Source organism: Streptomyces sp. LUP47B (genome assembly GCF_001746295.1).
Lineage (GTDB): Bacteria > Actinomycetota > Actinomycetes > Streptomycetales > Streptomycetaceae > Streptomyces.
This window is the reverse complement of the sequence record NZ_MJAH01000015.1, coordinates 262,248-277,931: the sequence shown is the minus strand read 5'-3', so window position 1 is coordinate 277,931 and position 15,684 is coordinate 262,248. Positions and strand designations below refer to the sequence as shown.

The 15,684-nt window shown below is 71.5% G+C and carries 17 protein-coding genes; 4 read left to right on the top strand and 13 right to left on the bottom strand.

The window, feature by feature from the left end:
- Positions 1-43: 43 nt before the first annotated feature.
- The 7 genes from BFN33_RS36720 to BFN33_RS36690 all read right to left on the bottom strand — a co-directional run bounded on the left by BFN33_RS36720 (position 44) and on the right by BFN33_RS36690 (position 7,097).
- A complete protein-coding gene (locus tag BFN33_RS36720; RefSeq protein ID WP_069764515.1) occupies positions 44-2,584 on the bottom strand; it encodes an FtsX-like permease family protein in 2,541 nt (846 codons plus the stop codon).
- A 4-nt stretch (positions 2,585-2,588) separates the two neighbouring features.
- Positions 2,589-3,341 (bottom strand): ABC transporter ATP-binding protein, encoded by a 753-nt coding sequence (locus tag BFN33_RS36715; protein WP_069764514.1) that lies wholly within the window; start codon positions 3,339-3,341, stop codon positions 2,589-2,591.
- Positions 3,338-3,571: a hypothetical protein gene (locus BFN33_RS36710; RefSeq protein WP_069764513.1), complete on the bottom strand. Its 234-nt coding sequence runs from the start codon at positions 3,569-3,571 to the stop codon at positions 3,338-3,340. The genes BFN33_RS36715 and BFN33_RS36710 overlap by 4 nt, the downstream gene beginning before the upstream one ends.
- 201 nt (positions 3,572-3,772) lie before the next feature.
- Positions 3,773-4,210: a hypothetical protein gene (locus BFN33_RS36705; protein ID WP_256122957.1), complete on the bottom strand. Its 438-nt coding sequence runs from the start codon at positions 4,208-4,210 to the stop codon at positions 3,773-3,775.
- Between the two features lie 53 nt (positions 4,211-4,263).
- Positions 4,264-4,779: a SigE family RNA polymerase sigma factor gene (locus BFN33_RS36700; protein ID WP_079141190.1), complete on the bottom strand. Its 516-nt coding sequence runs from the start codon at positions 4,777-4,779 to the stop codon at positions 4,264-4,266.
- 159 nt (positions 4,780-4,938) lie between these two features.
- Complete coding sequence (gene eutC, locus BFN33_RS36695; RefSeq protein WP_069764511.1) at positions 4,939-5,712, bottom strand: ethanolamine ammonia-lyase subunit EutC; 774 nt, start codon at positions 5,710-5,712, stop codon at positions 4,939-4,941.
- The gene (locus tag BFN33_RS36690; RefSeq protein ID WP_069764510.1) at positions 5,709-7,097 is read right to left on the bottom strand and encodes an ethanolamine ammonia-lyase subunit EutB; all 1,389 of its coding nucleotides are present in this window, start codon (positions 7,095-7,097) and stop codon (positions 5,709-5,711) included. Before BFN33_RS36690 ends, eutC begins: the two co-directional genes overlap by 4 nt.
- Positions 7,098-7,246: 149 nt before the next feature.
- Between BFN33_RS36690 and BFN33_RS36685 the strand changes: the two genes are divergently transcribed.
- Positions 7,247-8,755, top strand: a complete 1,509-nt coding sequence (locus BFN33_RS36685) for an APC family permease (RefSeq protein WP_069764509.1) — start codon at positions 7,247-7,249, stop codon at positions 8,753-8,755.
- Here BFN33_RS36685 and BFN33_RS36680 read toward each other — a convergent pair.
- On the bottom strand, positions 8,752-9,240 hold the full coding sequence (locus tag BFN33_RS36680) for a GbsR/MarR family transcriptional regulator (protein ID WP_069764714.1): 489 nt from the start codon (positions 9,238-9,240) through the stop codon (positions 8,752-8,754). The two genes, BFN33_RS36685 and BFN33_RS36680, sit on opposite strands and share 4 nt — an antisense overlap.
- Positions 9,241-9,314: 74 nt before the next feature.
- On the opposite strand from BFN33_RS36680, the gene BFN33_RS36675 reads away from it, so the two are divergent.
- Genes BFN33_RS36675 through BFN33_RS36665 form a run of 3 tightly spaced genes read left to right on the top strand, consistent with a single transcriptional unit; the run spans position 9,315 to position 12,066 of the window.
- A complete protein-coding gene (locus BFN33_RS36675; RefSeq protein ID WP_069764508.1) occupies positions 9,315-10,211 on the top strand; it encodes an ABC transporter ATP-binding protein in 897 nt (298 codons plus the stop codon).
- Positions 10,208-11,776: an ABC transporter permease gene (locus tag BFN33_RS36670; protein ID WP_069764507.1), complete on the top strand. Its 1,569-nt coding sequence runs from the start codon at positions 10,208-10,210 to the stop codon at positions 11,774-11,776. The genes BFN33_RS36675 and BFN33_RS36670 overlap by 4 nt, the downstream gene beginning before the upstream one ends.
- Before the next feature lie 44 nt (positions 11,777-11,820).
- Positions 11,821-12,066, top strand: coding sequence for a hypothetical protein (locus BFN33_RS36665; RefSeq protein WP_256122956.1), 246 nt, complete (start codon positions 11,821-11,823; stop codon positions 12,064-12,066).
- 41 nt (positions 12,067-12,107) lie between these two features.
- On the opposite strand, the gene BFN33_RS36660 is transcribed toward BFN33_RS36665, so the two are convergent.
- From BFN33_RS36660 to BFN33_RS36645, 5 genes are all read right to left on the bottom strand, one after another.
- Entirely contained in the window at positions 12,108-12,335 is a 228-nt protein-coding gene (locus tag BFN33_RS36660; protein WP_256122955.1) for a hypothetical protein, read from the bottom strand.
- A gap of 19 nt (positions 12,336-12,354) precedes the next feature.
- Complete coding sequence (locus BFN33_RS36655) at positions 12,355-12,807, bottom strand: DUF5707 domain-containing protein (RefSeq protein WP_069764504.1); 453 nt, start codon at positions 12,805-12,807, stop codon at positions 12,355-12,357.
- 152 nt (positions 12,808-12,959) lie between these two features.
- Positions 12,960-14,165 (bottom strand): cytochrome P450, encoded by a 1,206-nt coding sequence (locus BFN33_RS36650; protein WP_069764503.1) that lies wholly within the window; start codon positions 14,163-14,165, stop codon positions 12,960-12,962.
- A 47-nt stretch (positions 14,166-14,212) separates the two neighbouring features.
- Complete coding sequence (locus tag BFN33_RS50480; protein WP_079141189.1) at positions 14,213-14,389, bottom strand: DUF397 domain-containing protein; 177 nt, start codon at positions 14,387-14,389, stop codon at positions 14,213-14,215.
- A gap of 79 nt (positions 14,390-14,468) precedes the next feature.
- The gene (locus BFN33_RS36645) at positions 14,469-15,683 is read right to left on the bottom strand and encodes an amidohydrolase family protein (RefSeq protein WP_069764502.1); all 1,215 of its coding nucleotides are present in this window, start codon (positions 15,681-15,683) and stop codon (positions 14,469-14,471) included.
- Position 15,684: the final 1 nt, after the last annotated feature.

Below are 15,684 nucleotides of genomic sequence, written 5' to 3'. Positions count from 1 at the left end.
CGGGGGCAGCGCAGCGCCGGTCGGTGCATCAGAGACGCCGACCTCACTGCGCGCGGATCACCTCCGCCGGTGGCATGCGCAGGGCGCGGCGGGTGGGGAGTTCGGTGGTGAGGAACGCCGTGAGCATGACCGTGAGCGCGGCGGCCGGCAGGAGCCAGACCGGGCCGGCGGGCCAGGGACGGCCGAGGAAGCCCTCCCCCAGTAGCGCCAGCGGCAGCGCGGACAGCAGCAGACCTCCGGTGAGCGCGGCGGCGGCGATGACCGCGGCCTCGCGGCGCATCATCGCGCGGATCTGGCGGGGCGTGGTGCCGCCCAGCCGCAGGGCCGCGAGTTCCGTGCGGCGCTGGGCCGTCGCCGCGACCAGCTTGTTCGCGATGCTCAGCAGCAGGTAGGCGAGGAGCACCACGATCACGACCAGGTTGATCCACACCTCGGGCGGGGTGTCGCTCCCGCCGTGCGTGGCCCGCGTGGTGGTCAGGGTCAGACCGGGATGCGCGGTGGCCAGCGCCGCGAGCCGGTGTCCGGCATCGGCCGTGCCGTCGGTGCGCGCGAGCACGCTCTGGGCCAGGTCCGTCGTCGTATGACCGGCCGCAAGGTCCCGGGAGAGGACGATCGGGCCGAAGCCCAGGCCCCGGGAGTAGACGGCGACGACCCGTGCGACGACCCGCGTCCCGTCGCCGAGGACCAGGTGCACCCGGCTCCCGATCCCGGCCCCGCGGGTGCGGGCCGCGTCGCCGCTCACGGCCACGGTGGCACCGGTGAGCCGGTCGAGGCCGCCGTCCCGTACGCCGAGGTCGAGGACGTCCGTCACGTCCGGCGTGAGGATCATCGCGGAGGCGGCCTCGCTGTCGGGCTCGCCGAACTGCTCGTACTGCCACACGGCCGTGGTCGTGGTGACCGGCGCGGCCGCCCGTACGCCCGGCGTGTTCCGTACGGCGGTGAGCGTGCCCTCGGGCAGACCGCCCAGCGCCGGTGCGGTGAGCCGGTACGGGGCGAGCGTGCCGGTGTCCGTGTCGTGGGAGGTGGCGGCCATGACGGTGGTCTGGGCGAAGGTGTACGTCAGGACGAAGACGACCGCCATCGCGAGGGGGCTGACGATCCCGGCGTTGCGCTGGGCGTAGGCGCGCAGGTTGGCCATCGCGAGCCAGGTCGGCGCGGAGACCCCGGCACGGGTGCGCCGGGCCGCCGCGTTGCCCAGCGCCTTGATGAGGGCGGGTCCGGCCAGGGCCAGACCGATCGCGCCGAGGATGCCGGCGAGGGACGTGGCCGAGGCGCCGATGACGGTGCGCGAGAACAGCGGGACGACGGACATGGTGCTCGCGGCGGCGAAGAGCAGCAGGCCGGCGCGGGTGCGCACGCGGGACGGGGTGCGCGGTTCGCTGCGGGACTCGGCGACCGCCTCGGTGGCCGGCATGCGCGAGGTGCGCCAGGACGCGGCCCGGGCGGACAGCTGCACGGAGGCGGCGGTCAGCACCAAGGTGGCGAGGGCGGGCAACGGGCTGAGGGTCAGGGGGAGTTCGCTGGGCAGGACGCCCCGGTGCGCCAGTACGTCGTGGAACCGGCCCGCGAGCAGGTAGCCGAGCGCCACGCCGGGGACGAGGGCCACTCCCGCCACGACGGACGACTGCGCGGCGGCCAGTCGCCGTATCTGCCTCGGCGTCGCGCCCACCGCCCGCATCAGCGCCAGGTCGCGGCGCTGCCCGGCGACCGCCACGCCCAGCGCGCCCGCCGTGACGAACCCGGTGATGAGCAGCACGATCCCGGCGAGCGAACCGGACAGCAGCACGAGCAGCGAGCGGGCCGCGCCCACGCCGGGCGACACCGCGTTGCCCCGGTCCTGTCCGGTGACGACCTTCAGGCCGGTGCCGGCCACCTGCCGGCGGGCCGCCTCGGTGACCCGATCAGCGGTGCCGGGCGCGCTCTTCAGGCCGATCAGGTCGACGGTGCCGGCACGCGGCCCGTCGCCGGCCCGGCCGGAGAGCCGTACGGCGGTGGCGTCGGCGAAGAAGACGCCCGCGCCCGGTGTGCCGACCACGGCGGAGACGCGGTACGGCGTGGCGGTGCGGCCGTCCGCGACGACCTGGACGCGGTCGCCCGCCTTGATCCCGGCGGCCGCCGCGGTGGCGGTGTCGACGGCGATCTCGCCGGGACCGGCCGGGGCACGGCCCTCGATGTGCGGCGCGGCCAGCAGCTTCGTCGAGGACCAGCCGTGGCCCGCCGTCCGAGGGTCTTCCCCGGCGGGTACGACCCGGCCGTGGGCGTCGACGAGAGCCGCCGGGAAGTCGACGGCGCCGACCGCGGCGGTGACGCCGGGCAGCCCGGCCAGCCGGTCTGTGAGCCGGGCCGGGACGGTGGCGCGCTCGGGCAGGGCGACGGGCAGGTCGCCGCTCGGATGGAACTCCTGGTCGGCCGCCACCACGACGTCCGCGCCGGCGAGGCGGCCGGGCGGCAGATGGGAACGCACGCCGGACTCCGCGAGGACGGCGGTGGCCGTGATGAGCGTGGCGCCGCCGAGGACCGCGCAGGCCACGGCGAGCAGTGCGGTGATCCGGTGGGCGGCCATACGGACCGCTAGATGGAACATGGTGCTACCTCCCCGCCAACGCGACGAGCCGGTCCGCGAGTTCGGGCGCGGTGGGGGCGTCCAGGGCGTCGACCACGCAGCCGTCTGCCATGACGAGGGTGCGGTGGGCCCGGGCCGCGGCGGCGGGGTCGTGGGTGACCATCACGACCGTCTGACCCAGGTCGTCGACGAGGGAGCGCAGCAGGTCGAGGACCTGGTGGGCGCTGCGCAGGTCGAGCGCGCCGGTCGGCTCGTCCGCGAACACGACGGCCGGACGGGCCGCCAACGCCCGTACGACGGCGGCCCGTTGCTGCTGGCCGCCGGAGAGCTCGGCCGGGCGGTGGGTGAGCCGGTCGGCCAGGCCGACCCGCTCGACCAGGGTGCGCAGCCAGTCGGCGTCGGGCCGGCGGCCCGCGAGGCGCAGCGGCAGCGTGATGTTGTCCTCGATGCTGAGGGAGGGGATCAGGTTGTAGGCCTGGAAGACGAAACCGACGCGCTCGCGGCGCAGTTCGGTGCGGCGGGTCTCGTTGAGCCCGGCGATCTCGTGGCCGTCGATACGGATGCTGCCCGTGGTCGGGGAGTCGAGCCCGGCGGCACAGTGCATCAGGGTGCTCTTGCCGGAGCCGGAGGGGCCCATGACGGCGAGGAAGGCGCCGCGCCGCACGCTGAGCGACACGTCGTCCAGGGCCCGCACTCCGCCCGCGTACGTCTTGCTGACCCGCTCCAGCGCGATGGCGGGCGTCTGCTGCGCGGTGAGCGGCGCGACGGGGGCGCTCACTTGCGTCCCCGCAGGTTGCGCACGACCAGGGTGCCGGCACAGAGCACGGTGACGGCACCGCACAGCAGGTGCACCCAGGTGCGGGCTCCGCCGTAGGAGGCGGCCATGTTGGCGACGGTGCTGACCACCACCACCGCCCACAGCACGGAGCGCAGGACGTCCCCGCGGGAGACGCCGCTCGGGTCGTCGGCGGGCGGGTCGGTCAGCCGGTAGGGGTTCGGGTGCGTCATCGCTCGTCCTCAACTCGGGCCTCGTGCACGGCTTCTGCCGTCGCCCCACCGACGCTATGGATCAGGACCCCCCTCGGCCGATCCCGCAGTCCACCCGGTTCGAGGTACAGCAGGCTGTACTTCCCGGCTACTGCGACGATGTGACGGACGCCCGCCCCTGATTGGCGCAGGGGCGGGCGTCTCGGATCAGCCGGAAGAGGATCAGCCGGAGCAGAGGGTCAGGTTGACCGTGTCGCCGGACTTGACGATCTTCGGGGCGTGCGGGTCGACACCCACCACCGAACCGGGCTTGCAGTTCTTGACGGCCTTCTTCGTGACGGTGCCGAGCTTGGTCTGCGTCTTCAGGAGCTGCTGCTTCGCGAACACCAGGTCCAGGCGCGAGAAGTCGATCGGAATGGTCACCCCGTGATCGTCGAACAGCAGGGTGGTGGCGTCGCTCTTGGTGACCGTGCTGCTCGCCGCCTGGTGCGAGCCGCCCGCGACCGAGGTGGCCAGAGCGGTTCCCCCACCACCCACGAGGAGGGCGGCGGCGACGGCGGCGATGCCGATGGTCCGGCGGCGCCGGGTGCGGCGCATGATCGTCGGCGCGTCGAAGTCGGGTGTCTCGGCGGAGTTCGCGTAGCCGTTCATGGCGTTCATCAGTTCCTCTTCGAAAGGTGTGCAGCCAGAAGGCCGCGCGTCGCCGTACGAAGTCATCGGATTCCTTCCGTGTGCTGCCGTGGTGAAGGGTCGGAGAGTGCGGGGAACTGGTTTCTGAGCTTCTCGATCCCCCGGGCGAGCTGGGAGCGCACCGTGCTCGGCGAGACGCCCAGGTCGGCCGCGATCTCGGTGTCCGAGAGGTCGTGGAAGTAGCGAAGCACCACGACCGTCCGCATCCGCATGGGCAGTTGCTGCAGTGCGCGCACCAACTGGTCCCTGCTGTCGACCTGTCCGTACTCGTCGCCGCGGGCGGCCCGGTCGGGGCCGTCCGCCTGCGGAGTCGTACGGCGGAAGCGGCGCCAGCGGTCGTTGGCCAGGTTGACCATGATCCGCCGCACATAGGCCTCCGGGGCGTCCTTGGCGGAGATCGCGCGCCACTTGCGGCAGGCCCGCTCCAGGGTCTCCTGGACCAGGTCCTCGGCAGCGTCGCGGTTCCCCGTCAGGACCAGGGCGCCCCGGAACAGCGATGCCGACCGGGCGGCGACGAAACCGTCGAAATCCGTCTCCACACGCTCCTCCCTTCCTGTCACCCCTCCTCGACGGAGACAGCCCAGGATCTGCTGCACGCGCACGATGAGACCTGAGTCACAGGACCCGGTGCCGTTGAGAACGTCAAACGCCGGACGGGCTGATTCCAGCCCGCCCGGCGTCGAGGAGAGAACGAGGCCCTACGCCGGCGGAGCCACCGCGTCCGACTCGTCCTTCAGCGCCACCCCCGTGGCACCCAGCTCCCGGGCCCGCCCCATCAGCCCCGCCAGCTTCCCTGCCGCCCCCTCGTAGGAGAGCCCCGCCGGCGGCCGGATGTTCGACAGACAATTGCGGTCGGCGTCAGTGGTCACACCCCGCACCGGCCGGTACGTCAGGTACGCCCCCAGCGAGTCCGCCGCCGACATCCCGGGACGTTCCCCGACCAGCACCACCACCATGACCGCCCCCATCGCGGAGGCGATGTCGTCACCCAGCGCCACGCGAGCCTGCTCGGCGAGGACCACCGGAGCGACGGCCCACGACGGCAGACGCTCCACCGTCCGCCGTACGACCGCCGCCGCATGCTCGTGCACCGCCCGGCTGGACAGCCCGTCGGCGACGACGAAGACCACGTCCCACTCCCCCACCGGCAGATGCGCCCGGTCGGTGGCGTGCAGCCGGCGTCCCAGATCCGGTCGTTGGAGATACGTCAGCCGATCGGGGGCCGCACTACGGACCCGTACCGTCGGCATCCCCGCCAGCCCCGCCGCCACCGCGTTCGGGTCGAACGGCGAGTGCACCGCGTCCCGGGCCGCCGCGTGCGCGGCCTGGAGTTCGAGCCGGTGCCGGGTGGGCAGCGCGGAGCCGGAGCGGCCCAGCCCGATCCGGGCCTGCGTGTGGCGACGCAGGGACGACCACAACTCACCCTCTCCCAGGGCGACTTGACCGGTGCCACTGTGACTCGTGCCGCTCATGCCGCGAGCTCCCTTCCGATGGCCGTCAGCGGATGTCCGCCCGCCGCGCCCCTGATCGCCCCCCGCTCGTCCAGCAGCCCGATCGACGCCAGCCACGCCTCGAACTCCGGTGCCGGGCGCAGGCCCAGGACCTCCCGGAGGTACAACGCGTCGTGGTACGAGGCGGACTGGTAGTTGAGCATGATGTCGTCGCCGCCCGGTGTGCAGATCACGAAGGACGCGCCGGCCACGCCGAGCATCGTGAGCATCGTGGCGATGTCGTCGTCGTCCGCGTCGGCGTGGTTGGTGTAGCAGATGTCCAGGCCCATGGGCAGGCCGAGGAGCTTGCCGCACAAGTGGTCCTCCAGGGCGGCGCGCAGGATCTGCCGGCCGTCGTAGAGGTACTCCGGGCCGATGAAGCCGACGACCGTGTTCACGAGCAGTGGGTCGTAGCGCCGCGCCACCGCGTACGCCCGGGCCTCCACCGTCTGCTGGTCCACGCCGTGGTGGGCACCCGCCGACAGGGCGCTGCCCTGCCCGGTCTCGAAGTACATGACGTTGTGCCCGACGGTCCCCCGCTCCAGTTTCAGCGCCGCCTCGTACGCCTCGTCGAGCAGGCCCAGCGTCACCCCGAAGGACGCGTTCGCCGCCTGTGTCCCCGCGATCGACTGGAAGACCAGGTCGACCGGGGCGCCCCGGGCCATGAGGTCCACGCTCGTCGTGACATGGGACAGCACACAGGACTGGGTGGGGATCGCGTACCTCTGGATCACCCCGTCGAGCAGTTCCAGCAGGTCCCGTACGGCCCTGGGGCTGTCGGTCGCCGGGTTGATGCCGATCACCGCGTCGCCGGAGCCCAGCAGCAGCCCGTCGAGGAGGGCCGCCGCCACGCCCGCCGGGTCGTCGGTCGGGTGGTTGGGCTGGAGCCGGGTCGCCAGCCGTCCCGGCAGCCCGATCGTGGAACGGAACGCGGTGACCACGCGCACCTTGCGGGCCACCGCGACCAGGTCCGCGTTGCCCATCAGCTTGGAGACCGCGGCGACCATCTCGGGCGTGAGCCCGGGCGCGAGGGCGGCCAGCGCCTCCGCGTCGGCCGCGGGAGACAGCAGCCACTCCCGGAACTCGCCCACCGTCAGCCCCGCCACGGGCGCGAAGGCGGTCGCGTCGTGCGTGTCGAGGATCAGCCGCGTCACGTCGTCCGTCTCGTACGGGATCAGCGGCTCGGCCAGGAACTCCGCGAGCGGCACGTCGGCCAGCGACCAGCGCGCGGCCACCCGCTCCTGTTCGGAGGCGGCCGCGAGTCCCGCCAGCCGGTCGCCGGAGCGCTCGGAACTCGCGGCGGCGAGCAGACGGGCGAGGGTGTCGAAGCGGTGGTGTCGACCGCCGAGAACGGACGTGTAGCTCATGGCGACGACGCTACGAGCCGCGTGTTGCGGTCAGATTTCTAAAGGTCTGGTTGACAAACATTTAACGCCCCCAGACCCTTGCTCGACTTATTCGGCCTACAGAGTTCCGGTTCGGCACGTACTGGACGGACAAGGAGAGGGGCCACCCGATGGCAGTGGATGAGGGAGTCGCCCCGGCGGCGGGGACGGACGAGGCAGGCACGGTTCACCGGCTGAAGCCCAACGCCATCGGCCTGCTCGGCGTGGTCTTCATGGCCGTGGCGACCGCCGCGCCGATCACCGCGATGACGGGCAACGTGCCCTTCATGGTGTCGGCGGGCAACGGCATCGGCGCACCCGCGAGCTACCTCGTCGCAATGGTCGTCCTGGCAATCTTTTCCGTCGGCTTCACCTCGATGGCGAAGCACATCACCTCGACCGGCGCCTTCTACGGCTTCATCTCCTACGGCCTCGGCCGCACGGCGGGCCTGGCGTCGGGGCTGCTCGCCACCTTCGCGTACGTCGTCTTCGAGCCGGCGCTCATCGGCATCTTCTCGACGTTCGCGACGGGGACACTGAAGGACCAGACCGGGGTGCACATCCCCTGGTGGGCGTTCGCGATCCTGATGCTCGCGGTCAACGCGATGGGCACCTGGTTCGGTGTCTCGGTCGCCGAGAAGCTCCTCGTCGTACTCCTGGCCACCGAGGTGACGATCCTCGCCGCGATGGCGGTCTCGGTCGCCTTCCACGGCGGCGGCCCCAACGGCTTCAGCCTCGACCCGGTCAACCCCGTCAACGCCTTCAAGGGCACGTCCGCCGGCCTCGGTCTCTTCTTCGCCTTCTGGTCCTGGGTCGGCTTCGAGTCGACGGCGATGTACGGCGAGGAGTCCCGCAACCCGAAGAAGATCATCCCCAAGGCGACGATGATCTCGGTCCTGGGCGTCGGCGTCTTCTACGTCTTCGTCTCCTGGATGGCCATCTCGGGCACCGGCGAGTCGAACGCCGTCAAGGTCGCCACCGACAACCCCCTGCAGCTCTTCTTCGGACCCACCGAGCAGTACGTCGGCCACTGGGCGGTCGACGTCATGCAGTGGCTGATGATCACCGGCTCGCTGGCCTGCGGCATGGCCTTCCACAACTGCGCCGCCCGCTACATGTACGCGCTGGGCCGCGAGGGCGTCCTGCCCTCACTGAAGAACACGGTCGGCCGCACCCACCCCCGGCACGGCTCTCCGCACGTCGCGGGCCTGGTGCAGACGATCGTGACGGCCGTACTCCTGCTGGCGTTCTGGGCGGCCGGCAAGGACCCGTACAGCGGCACGTACGTCCTGCTCGCCATCCTCGGCACCATGGCGATCCTGATCGTGCAGGCCGTGTGCTCCTTCGCGGTGCTGGCGTACTTCCGCACGCACCACCCGGAGAGCCGCCACTGGTTCCGGACCCTCACGGCCCCGCTGGTCGGCGGCATCGCCATGCTCGCCGTGGTCGTCCTGCTGGTCTCCAACATGAGCGCGGCGGCCGGCACGGAGTCCGGTTCGCTGGTACTGAAGGCCACGCCGTGGCTGGTGGCGGCCGTCGCGGCGCTGGGCATCGGGTACGCGCAGTACCTGAAGCGGCGGTCGCCGGAGCGGTATCTGCTGCTGGGGCGGACGGTGCTGGAGGAGACGAAGGAGCGCTAGGCCCCGAAGAGCCTGGCACGGTGGGACTTCCAGCGTTCCATCATCTCCGCCACGTCCTTCTCGATGAACTCGAAGAACGCGAGGGTCTCGGCCAGCCTGTGTCCCGCCGGCGTCCCGGCGCCCAGGCTGGCCACTCCCTCGCGCAGGGCGTCCTCCCAGCGTTTGATGATCGCCTCGCGGTTGGTGAGCGCCTGGTACCACTGGTCGGAGTGGACCCGGTACCGCTCCCGCCGCGAGCCGGGCTCCCGCTCGCGCGACAGCATGTGCACCTGCGCCAGGTAGCGCACCGCCCCCGAGACGGCCGCCGGGCTGACCTGGAGCCGCTCGCCCAGTTCGGCGGAGGTCAGAGCACCGCTGTCGGATGCGAGCAGCGCCGAGAAGACCCGGGCCGGCATACGCGGCAGCCCCGCCTCGACGAGCTGCGCCGCGAACCGCTCCACGAACCGTGAGACCGCCTCCGGGTCCCGCTCCACCGCATCCGTCATGGTCACCACCCTAACGGGACTTCATACGCTTCCTTAACTTCACAAATTTCTGAAAGAAGCGTACGTTCCGAAGCATGACGAAGGCAATCACCGTCTCCGGTCTCCACAAGTCGTTCGGCGGCGCCCCGGCCCTCGACGGGCTCGACCTGGAGGTGACCACCGGCGAGGTGCACGGCTTCCTCGGCCCCAACGGCGCCGGGAAGTCCACCACCATCCGCGTCCTGCTCGGCCTGCTGCGCGCCGACTCAGGCGCCGCGCAGGTACTCGGCCGCGACCCGTGGGCCGACGCGGTCGAGGTGCACCGCCGGATCGCCTACGTCCCGGGGGACGTGACGCTGTGGCGCAATCTCTCCGGCGGCGAGGTCATCGACCTCTACGGCCGTCTGCGCGGCGGCCTCGATCTCGACAGGCGAGCCGAGCTGATCGAACGCTTCGAGCTGGACCCCACCAAAAAGGGCCGCACCTACTCGAAGGGCAACCGCCAGAAGGTCGCCCTGGTCGCCGCGTTCGCCTCGGACGTGGACCTGCTGATCCTGGACGAGCCGACATCAGGTCTGGATCCGCTGATGGAGGAGGTCTTCCAGCGCTGTGTCGAGGAGGAGCGGGACCGCGGCCGTACGGTCCTGCTGTCGTCCCACATCCTCAGCGAGGTCGAGGAGTTGTGCGACCGGGTGAGCATCATCCGGCGCGGCCGCACGGTCGAGACGGGCTCCCTCGCCGACCTGCGCCACCTGACCCGCACCAGCGTCACGGCCGAACTCGCGGGCACCCCCAACGGTTTGGCACATCTGCCGGGCGTCCACGACCTCGACGTCCAGGGCCGTCGGGTCCGGCTGCAGGTGGACACGGACGGACTCGACGCGGTGCTACGGCAGTTGAGCGAGTCGGGGGTGCGCTCGCTGACGTCGACGCCGCCGACGCTGGAGGAACTGTTCCTGCGGCACTACCAGAACGAGGAGGCGACGTCATGACCTCCCTGGTGGGCACGGGCGTCCTGCTCCGCTTCAACCTGCGCCGCGACCGGCTGATGATCCCGGCGTGGGTGGCGGTGAACACCCTGATGGTCCTGTCCATGCCGAACACCCTCAAGGGCATGTACGGCACCGAGGCGGAGCGCGCCGACCTGCTGCGCCAGGTGGCCACCAACTCGTCCTTCCGCGCACTGATCGGCCCCGTCTTCGACGACTCCCTCGGCGCCCTCACCGCCTGGCGCGTCGGCGTCTACGCGGGGGCGCTCGCCGCCGTCACCGGTCTCCTGGTCGTCGTACGCCACACCCGTGACGAGGAGGAGAGCGGGCGGCAGGAGTTGCTCTCCTCGGGCGTGGTGGGCCGACGGGCCTCGCTGACGGCGGCGCTGCTGGCGGCGGGGGTGGCGAGCGGTGTGCCGGCCCTGCTGGTGACGGCGGGTCTGGCGGACCAGGGAGTGATGGGCGCGCTGGCGTTCGGCCTGGGGCTCGCCGCCGTGGGCATGCTCTTCGCCACGATGGCCGCGATCATCGCGCAGCTGACGGAGAGCGCGCGGCTGGCCCGGGGCCTGACGGCGGGAGTGCTGGGCGTGGCCTTCGTGCTGCGGGCGTCGGGGGACGCGGCCTCCACCGACGGGTCGTCCGTTCTGACCTGGCTGTCGCCGCTCGGTTGGCTGTCGCAGTTGCGCCCCTTCGCGGGCGAACGCTGGTGGGTGCTGCTGCTGTTCGCGGCGGCGATCGCGGGCCAGGGGGCACTGGCCTACGTCCTCGCGGGCCGCAGGGACGTGGGCATGAGCTTCGTGCCGACGCGCCCGGGACCTTCGGTCGGCCGCCTGGGCACGGCAGGGGCGTTGGCCTGGCGGCTCCAGCGGGGCAGCGTGCTCGGCTGGTCGGTCGGGTTCTTCCTGGCCGGGGTGGTCTACGGCGGCCTGACGGACGGCGTGGCCGATCTGGTGGGCGACAACGAGAAGGCCCGCGAGATCTTCGAGCGGATGGGCGGACACTCCGGGATCACGGACGCCTTCCTCGCCTCGATGACCGGGATGCTGGGGCTGGTGGCCGCGCTGTACGTCGTCGCGTCGGTGCTGCGGCTGCACGGTGAGGAGACGTCGATGCGGGCGGAACCGGTGCTGGCGAACGCGGTGGGCCGCCTGCGGTGGGCCTCGGGCCACCTGGTGATCGCCTTCGGAGGCTCGGCGCTCATCATGCTGCTCGCGGGTCTCGGCTTCGCCGTGGGCTACGGCAAGGAGGTCGGCCCCGTTGTGGGCGCGTGCCTGGTGCAGGTGGCCGCGGTGTGGGTGGTCGGCGGACTGGCGGTCCTGCTGTACGGCCTGGCCCCGCGCGTCGCTCCGCTGGCCTGGGGAGTCGCCGGGGCGGTGCTGCTGATCGGCTGGGTCGGCCCGGCCCTCGACGTCCCGCGGACGGTCCTGGACCTGTCCCCCTTCGGCCACCTGCCGAAGCTGCCGGGCGGGGACATGGAGTGGGGGCCGGTACTGGTACTGCTCGCGCTCGCGGCGGTACTGGTGGCCGGGGGCCTGGCGGCATTGCGGCGCCGGGACCTGACGACCTGAACCGCGGCCGGGCGACGCTCGTCCCTCCAGTCATGAAACGGCATATGGATGGAGTGACCTGCGGGGGCTGCGCGCTGTCGGCGGCGGGGGCGACCGCGGCCCCGCTGCTGTGGCTGTCCATGCCCCGCACCCGGCGCCACCTGGGCGGCGGCTTCGAGAACGAGGGCATGGATCTCTCGGTCCTGCTGACGGAGCTGCCGTTGGTGGTGCTGGGCGGAGCCTTCCTGCCGCTCCTGGTCCTCACCCTGCTGGTGCGGCTGACGGGCCGGCGACGGCCGAGGGAGGACTGATGGCCTCGGCGAGCGGTGCGGCTGCGACCCGGTACCGGTGATCACTCGATGTGGCCGGTGTCGGGGTCCACCTGCGCGAGGAAGTCCCGCACGGCCTCTTCCAGTTGTTCCCTGTCGGCGGGCACCGGTGGGTGGGTGCTGAACCCGAACCCGTATCCGGGGTTGGGCCCGGTCAGCCATGTGAAGTTGTAGGTTCCCGGTCTGCCGTCCGGCCGGCTGACCTCGAACTCCTCGCCGTCCACCGACATCCGCCACGGCTCGTTCGCCACGATGATGTCTACGTTCGGCTCAGGCGACCGTGAAGTCGGCGGCCTTGGTGTCCAGGGTCGTGTCGCCGTCCTTGGCGGTGACCAGGACGGCCACGTGCCACTGGCCCTTCGGGGAGCCTTCGGCGTCGGCGCGGGTGACGGCCACCTTGTAGGTGCACCGCTCGACGTCCCCGCCCGAGGACTTGCAGACGGCGGACTCGACACCGGCCATGTCCTTGGCCGTCAGCCCCTTCTTCGCGAAGGACGAGTTCGCCGGCCAGGCCAGCACCTTCACGCTCTTGACGTCGGAGGACGCCGTGACGTCGGTGGTGAAGGTCAACGAACCGTCGCGGTCGGCGGCGGGAGCGGTGTAGCGAGCCGTGCTGTGCGCCAGCGCCGGCGACTGGTCCCCGGCGTAGGCGAGGGCGAAGGCACCGGCACCTCCGAGGACGACGACACCGGCAGCGACGGACACGACGATACGACGCGACATGAGAAATTCTCCCGACACACTCAGTTGGATCCCACCGGCGCTCTCGTCGGCGCCGTGGTTCCAATACTGGCCGCGCGGCGAGCGCCGGGTATGAGCACGCGTACTCAACTGCGTTCTGAGTAACGGCTGTTGCGTCAGCCGGTCAGCCGTGTTCAAGCGGTGTGGACGCGCAGACCCTCCAGTCCCCGGATCACGAAGTTCGGCTTGCGCTGCGGCTCCGCCGCCAGGGTCAGCGTCGGGGCCTTCTCCAGCAGGGCCGTCATGGAGGCGGCCAGCTCGATACGGGCCAGGGGGGCGCCGATGCAGTAGTGGATGCCGGCGCTGAAGGAGATGTGCGGGTTGTCGGCGCGGGTGAGGTCGAGGCGCTCGGGGTTCGGGAAAGTGGCCGGGTCGTGGTTGGCGGAGCCGAAGAGCAGGGCGATCTCGGCACCCCTCGGGATCGTCGTCCCGTCGACCTCGATCTCGTCCAGGACCCAGCGTTCGAAGAGCTGGAGGGGGGTGTCGTAGCGCATGAGCTCCTCGACGGCCCGGGGGGCGAGGGAGTGATCCGTGCGCAGCGCGGCCAGCTGCTCCGGGTTCCGGAACAGGGCGTACCAGCCGTTGACCGTGGCGTTGACGGTGGCCTCGTGGCCCGCGTTGAGCAGCAGGACGCAGGTGGAGATCATCTCTTGCTCGGTGAGCCGGTCACCCTCGTCGTGGGCGGCGATGAGCCCCGAGATGAGGTCGTCCCCGGGGTTCTTGCGCCGCTCGGCGATCAGCTCCCGCAGGTACTCGGAGAACTCGACCGACGCCCGTACGGCCCTCTCCGCCACGTCCTCCGGAGGGTTCAGCTCGTACATCCCGCAGATGTCCGCCGACCAGGGCCTGAGCGGCGCCCGGTCGGACTCGGGGATCCCCAGCATCTCGGCGATCACCGCGACGGGAAGCGGCTCGGCGACATCGGTGAGCAGATCACCGCCGCCCTCCGCGACGAGCCGGTCCACCAGCTCACCGGCCAGCTTGGTCACGTACGGCCTCAGCTGCTCGACCGTACGCGGCGTGAACGCCTTCGACACCAGGCGCCGGATCCGGGTGTGGTCCGGGGGCTCCAGGTCGAGCATCCCGTGATCGTTGAGCGTGTGGAAGGGCTCGTGTTCCGCCGGCGGTGCCGTACGCCCGAAGTCCTCGTGCGTGAACCGGTGCTGATAGGTCCGCCCGAGCCTGCGGTCCCTGAGCAGCGCGGAGACGTCCGCGTGGTGCGGGACGAGCCACTGGTTCGTGGGCTCGTAGTACTGCACACGGCCGTGGGCGCGGAGCTCGGCGTAGGCGGGGTAGGGGTCGGCGAGAAACGCCGGGTCCCAGGGATCGAAGGCGGTCATACGGGGACGCTAGCCCGGGAGGCGGCCTTCTGACCAGGGGTGTTCTTTCAGGTGGTCGATGAGGGCGGTGAAGGCGGGGGTGGGGAAGGAGAGGGTGGGGAAGGAGAGGGTGGCTCGGGCCGGGGCCTTGGGTCGCGGACGGCTATTCGGGGACCCGCCTCCGCGATCTCGACGCAGATATTGCCCTCACCGCCGCCTGAGTAGGTGGACTTTCGCCAGTTCATCAGAGTTCCTTCGTCCCGGGACTCCGAAGGGTCCAGCGACGACTCCTTCAGCCCCTCCCTCGAAGGGGAGGGACCGCGGTCATGCCGCCAGGCGGGTGCCGCGGCGCCAGACGGCACGGGTGTTGAGGGTGTCGCTGATGTTGCTGGTCGGATCGCCGTCGACCAGCAGGAGGTCGGCGCGGAGGCCCTCGGCGATGCGGCCCCGGTCGCTGAGGCGGAAGCGGCGGGCCGTGGTCGCCGTGGCCGCGCGCAGGGCCCGTTCGGGTGTGAGGCCGGCCGCCACCAGGTATTGCAGTTCTTGGTGCAGGCTCGCTCCGTGTGCCAGGCCCCCGAAGAACGTCTCGGGTATGGAGGCGTCGGTGCCGGCCAGCACGTCGACACCGGCGGCATCCAGCGCGCGCACGGTGTCGTACACGTCGTGGAGCTTGCCCTGCGGGTAGCGGTCGTAGCTGGAGCGCAGGGTCCGGTCCCAGGCGGCGTCGAGGCGTGCGGCGACCCGCGGGTCGTCGGCAAGTTCGCCGCCGGTGATCCCCATCATCGAAGCGTTGAGAGTGACGCAGGGGATGACGAACATGCCCGAGTCCTTGATCAGGCTGATGATCTCGGCGGTGTGCGGCTGGTCCATGAACACGTGGGTGACGCCGTCGACGCCGGCCTCGGCGGCTGTCCTGGTGGCCTCCACGGTCAGCGCGTGGGCAACGGTCAGTGCGCCGTACTTCTTGGCTTCGGCGACACCGGCGTGCACGGTGGCCTGGTCGAGCACGGGCAGCCCGGGATGTCCCTCCACGCTGCCGTCGTCGATCATGAACTTGATGAAGTCGGAGCCCCGGGCGAGGAGCTGCGGCACGAAAGCGGCGGCCTCCTCGGGTGTGGTGGAGAACGGCATCAGGGGCATCACCGGGGGAAGGTCCCACTTGGGCCGGAACCCTTCGGGCATCAGCTCGCTCGGGTGACCACGGGGCGGTGTGATGGCGAAGCCGGAGGAGCGCACGTCGGCCTGCGCGTCGTCGTCGGTGATGGCCCCCCGGTTCTCCCGGGTGTTCATCCCCTGCATCTCCAGTTCGGTCGTCACCCCGAACCGCAGGGCGAGCGCCAGGGAGCCCGGGGCGGAGTGGACGTGAGCGTCGATGAGTCCCGGCAGCAGGGTGGCGCCGCTGCCGTCGACGATCTCACTGCCCTCGGGAGCCTCGCCACCGACGCGGGCGATCTTCCCGCCGTCGATGACCACGGTCCGCACGCCGACCGCCTTCTCCCCGTCGAAGATCTGCGCGTTGGTGATCGCGGTGAGCGCCATG

What these genes read in the sequence shown, in the direction of transcription:
- BFN33_RS36720 (WP_069764515.1), bottom strand. Translation starts at nt 2,584, where the DNA reads ATGTTCCATCTAGCGGTCCGTATGGCCGCCCACCGGATCACCGCACTG.
- BFN33_RS36710 (WP_069764513.1), bottom strand. Translation starts at nt 3,571, where the DNA reads ATGACGCACCCGAACCCCTACCGGCTGACCGACCCGCCCGCCGACGAC.
- BFN33_RS36705 (WP_256122957.1), bottom strand. Translation starts at nt 4,210, where the DNA reads ATGAACGCCATGAACGGCTACGCGAACTCCGCCGAGACACCCGACTTC.
- eutC (WP_069764511.1), bottom strand. Translation starts at nt 5,712, where the DNA reads ATGAGCGGCACGAGTCACAGTGGCACCGGTCAAGTCGCCCTGGGAGAG.
- BFN33_RS36690 (WP_069764510.1), bottom strand. Translation starts at nt 7,097, where the DNA reads ATGAGCTACACGTCCGTTCTCGGCGGTCGACACCACCGCTTCGACACC.
- BFN33_RS36685 (WP_069764509.1), top strand. Translation starts at nt 7,247, where the DNA reads ATGGCAGTGGATGAGGGAGTCGCCCCGGCGGCGGGGACGGACGAGGCA.
- BFN33_RS36680 (WP_069764714.1), bottom strand. Translation starts at nt 9,240, where the DNA reads ATGACGGATGCGGTGGAGCGGGACCCGGAGGCGGTCTCACGGTTCGTG.
- BFN33_RS36675 (WP_069764508.1), top strand. Translation starts at nt 9,315, where the DNA reads ATGACGAAGGCAATCACCGTCTCCGGTCTCCACAAGTCGTTCGGCGGC.
- BFN33_RS36670 (WP_069764507.1), top strand. Translation starts at nt 10,208, where the DNA reads ATGACCTCCCTGGTGGGCACGGGCGTCCTGCTCCGCTTCAACCTGCGC.
- BFN33_RS36665 (WP_256122956.1), top strand. Translation starts at nt 11,821, where the DNA reads ATGGATGGAGTGACCTGCGGGGGCTGCGCGCTGTCGGCGGCGGGGGCG.
- BFN33_RS36655 (WP_069764504.1), bottom strand. Translation starts at nt 12,807, where the DNA reads ATGTCGCGTCGTATCGTCGTGTCCGTCGCTGCCGGTGTCGTCGTCCTC.
- BFN33_RS36650 (WP_069764503.1), bottom strand. Translation starts at nt 14,165, where the DNA reads ATGACCGCCTTCGATCCCTGGGACCCGGCGTTTCTCGCCGACCCCTAC.
- BFN33_RS50480 (WP_079141189.1), bottom strand. Translation starts at nt 14,389, where the DNA reads ATGAACTGGCGAAAGTCCACCTACTCAGGCGGCGGTGAGGGCAATATC.
- BFN33_RS36645 (WP_069764502.1), bottom strand. Translation starts at nt 15,683, where the DNA reads ATGGCGCTCACCGCGATCACCAACGCGCAGATCTTCGACGGGGAGAAG.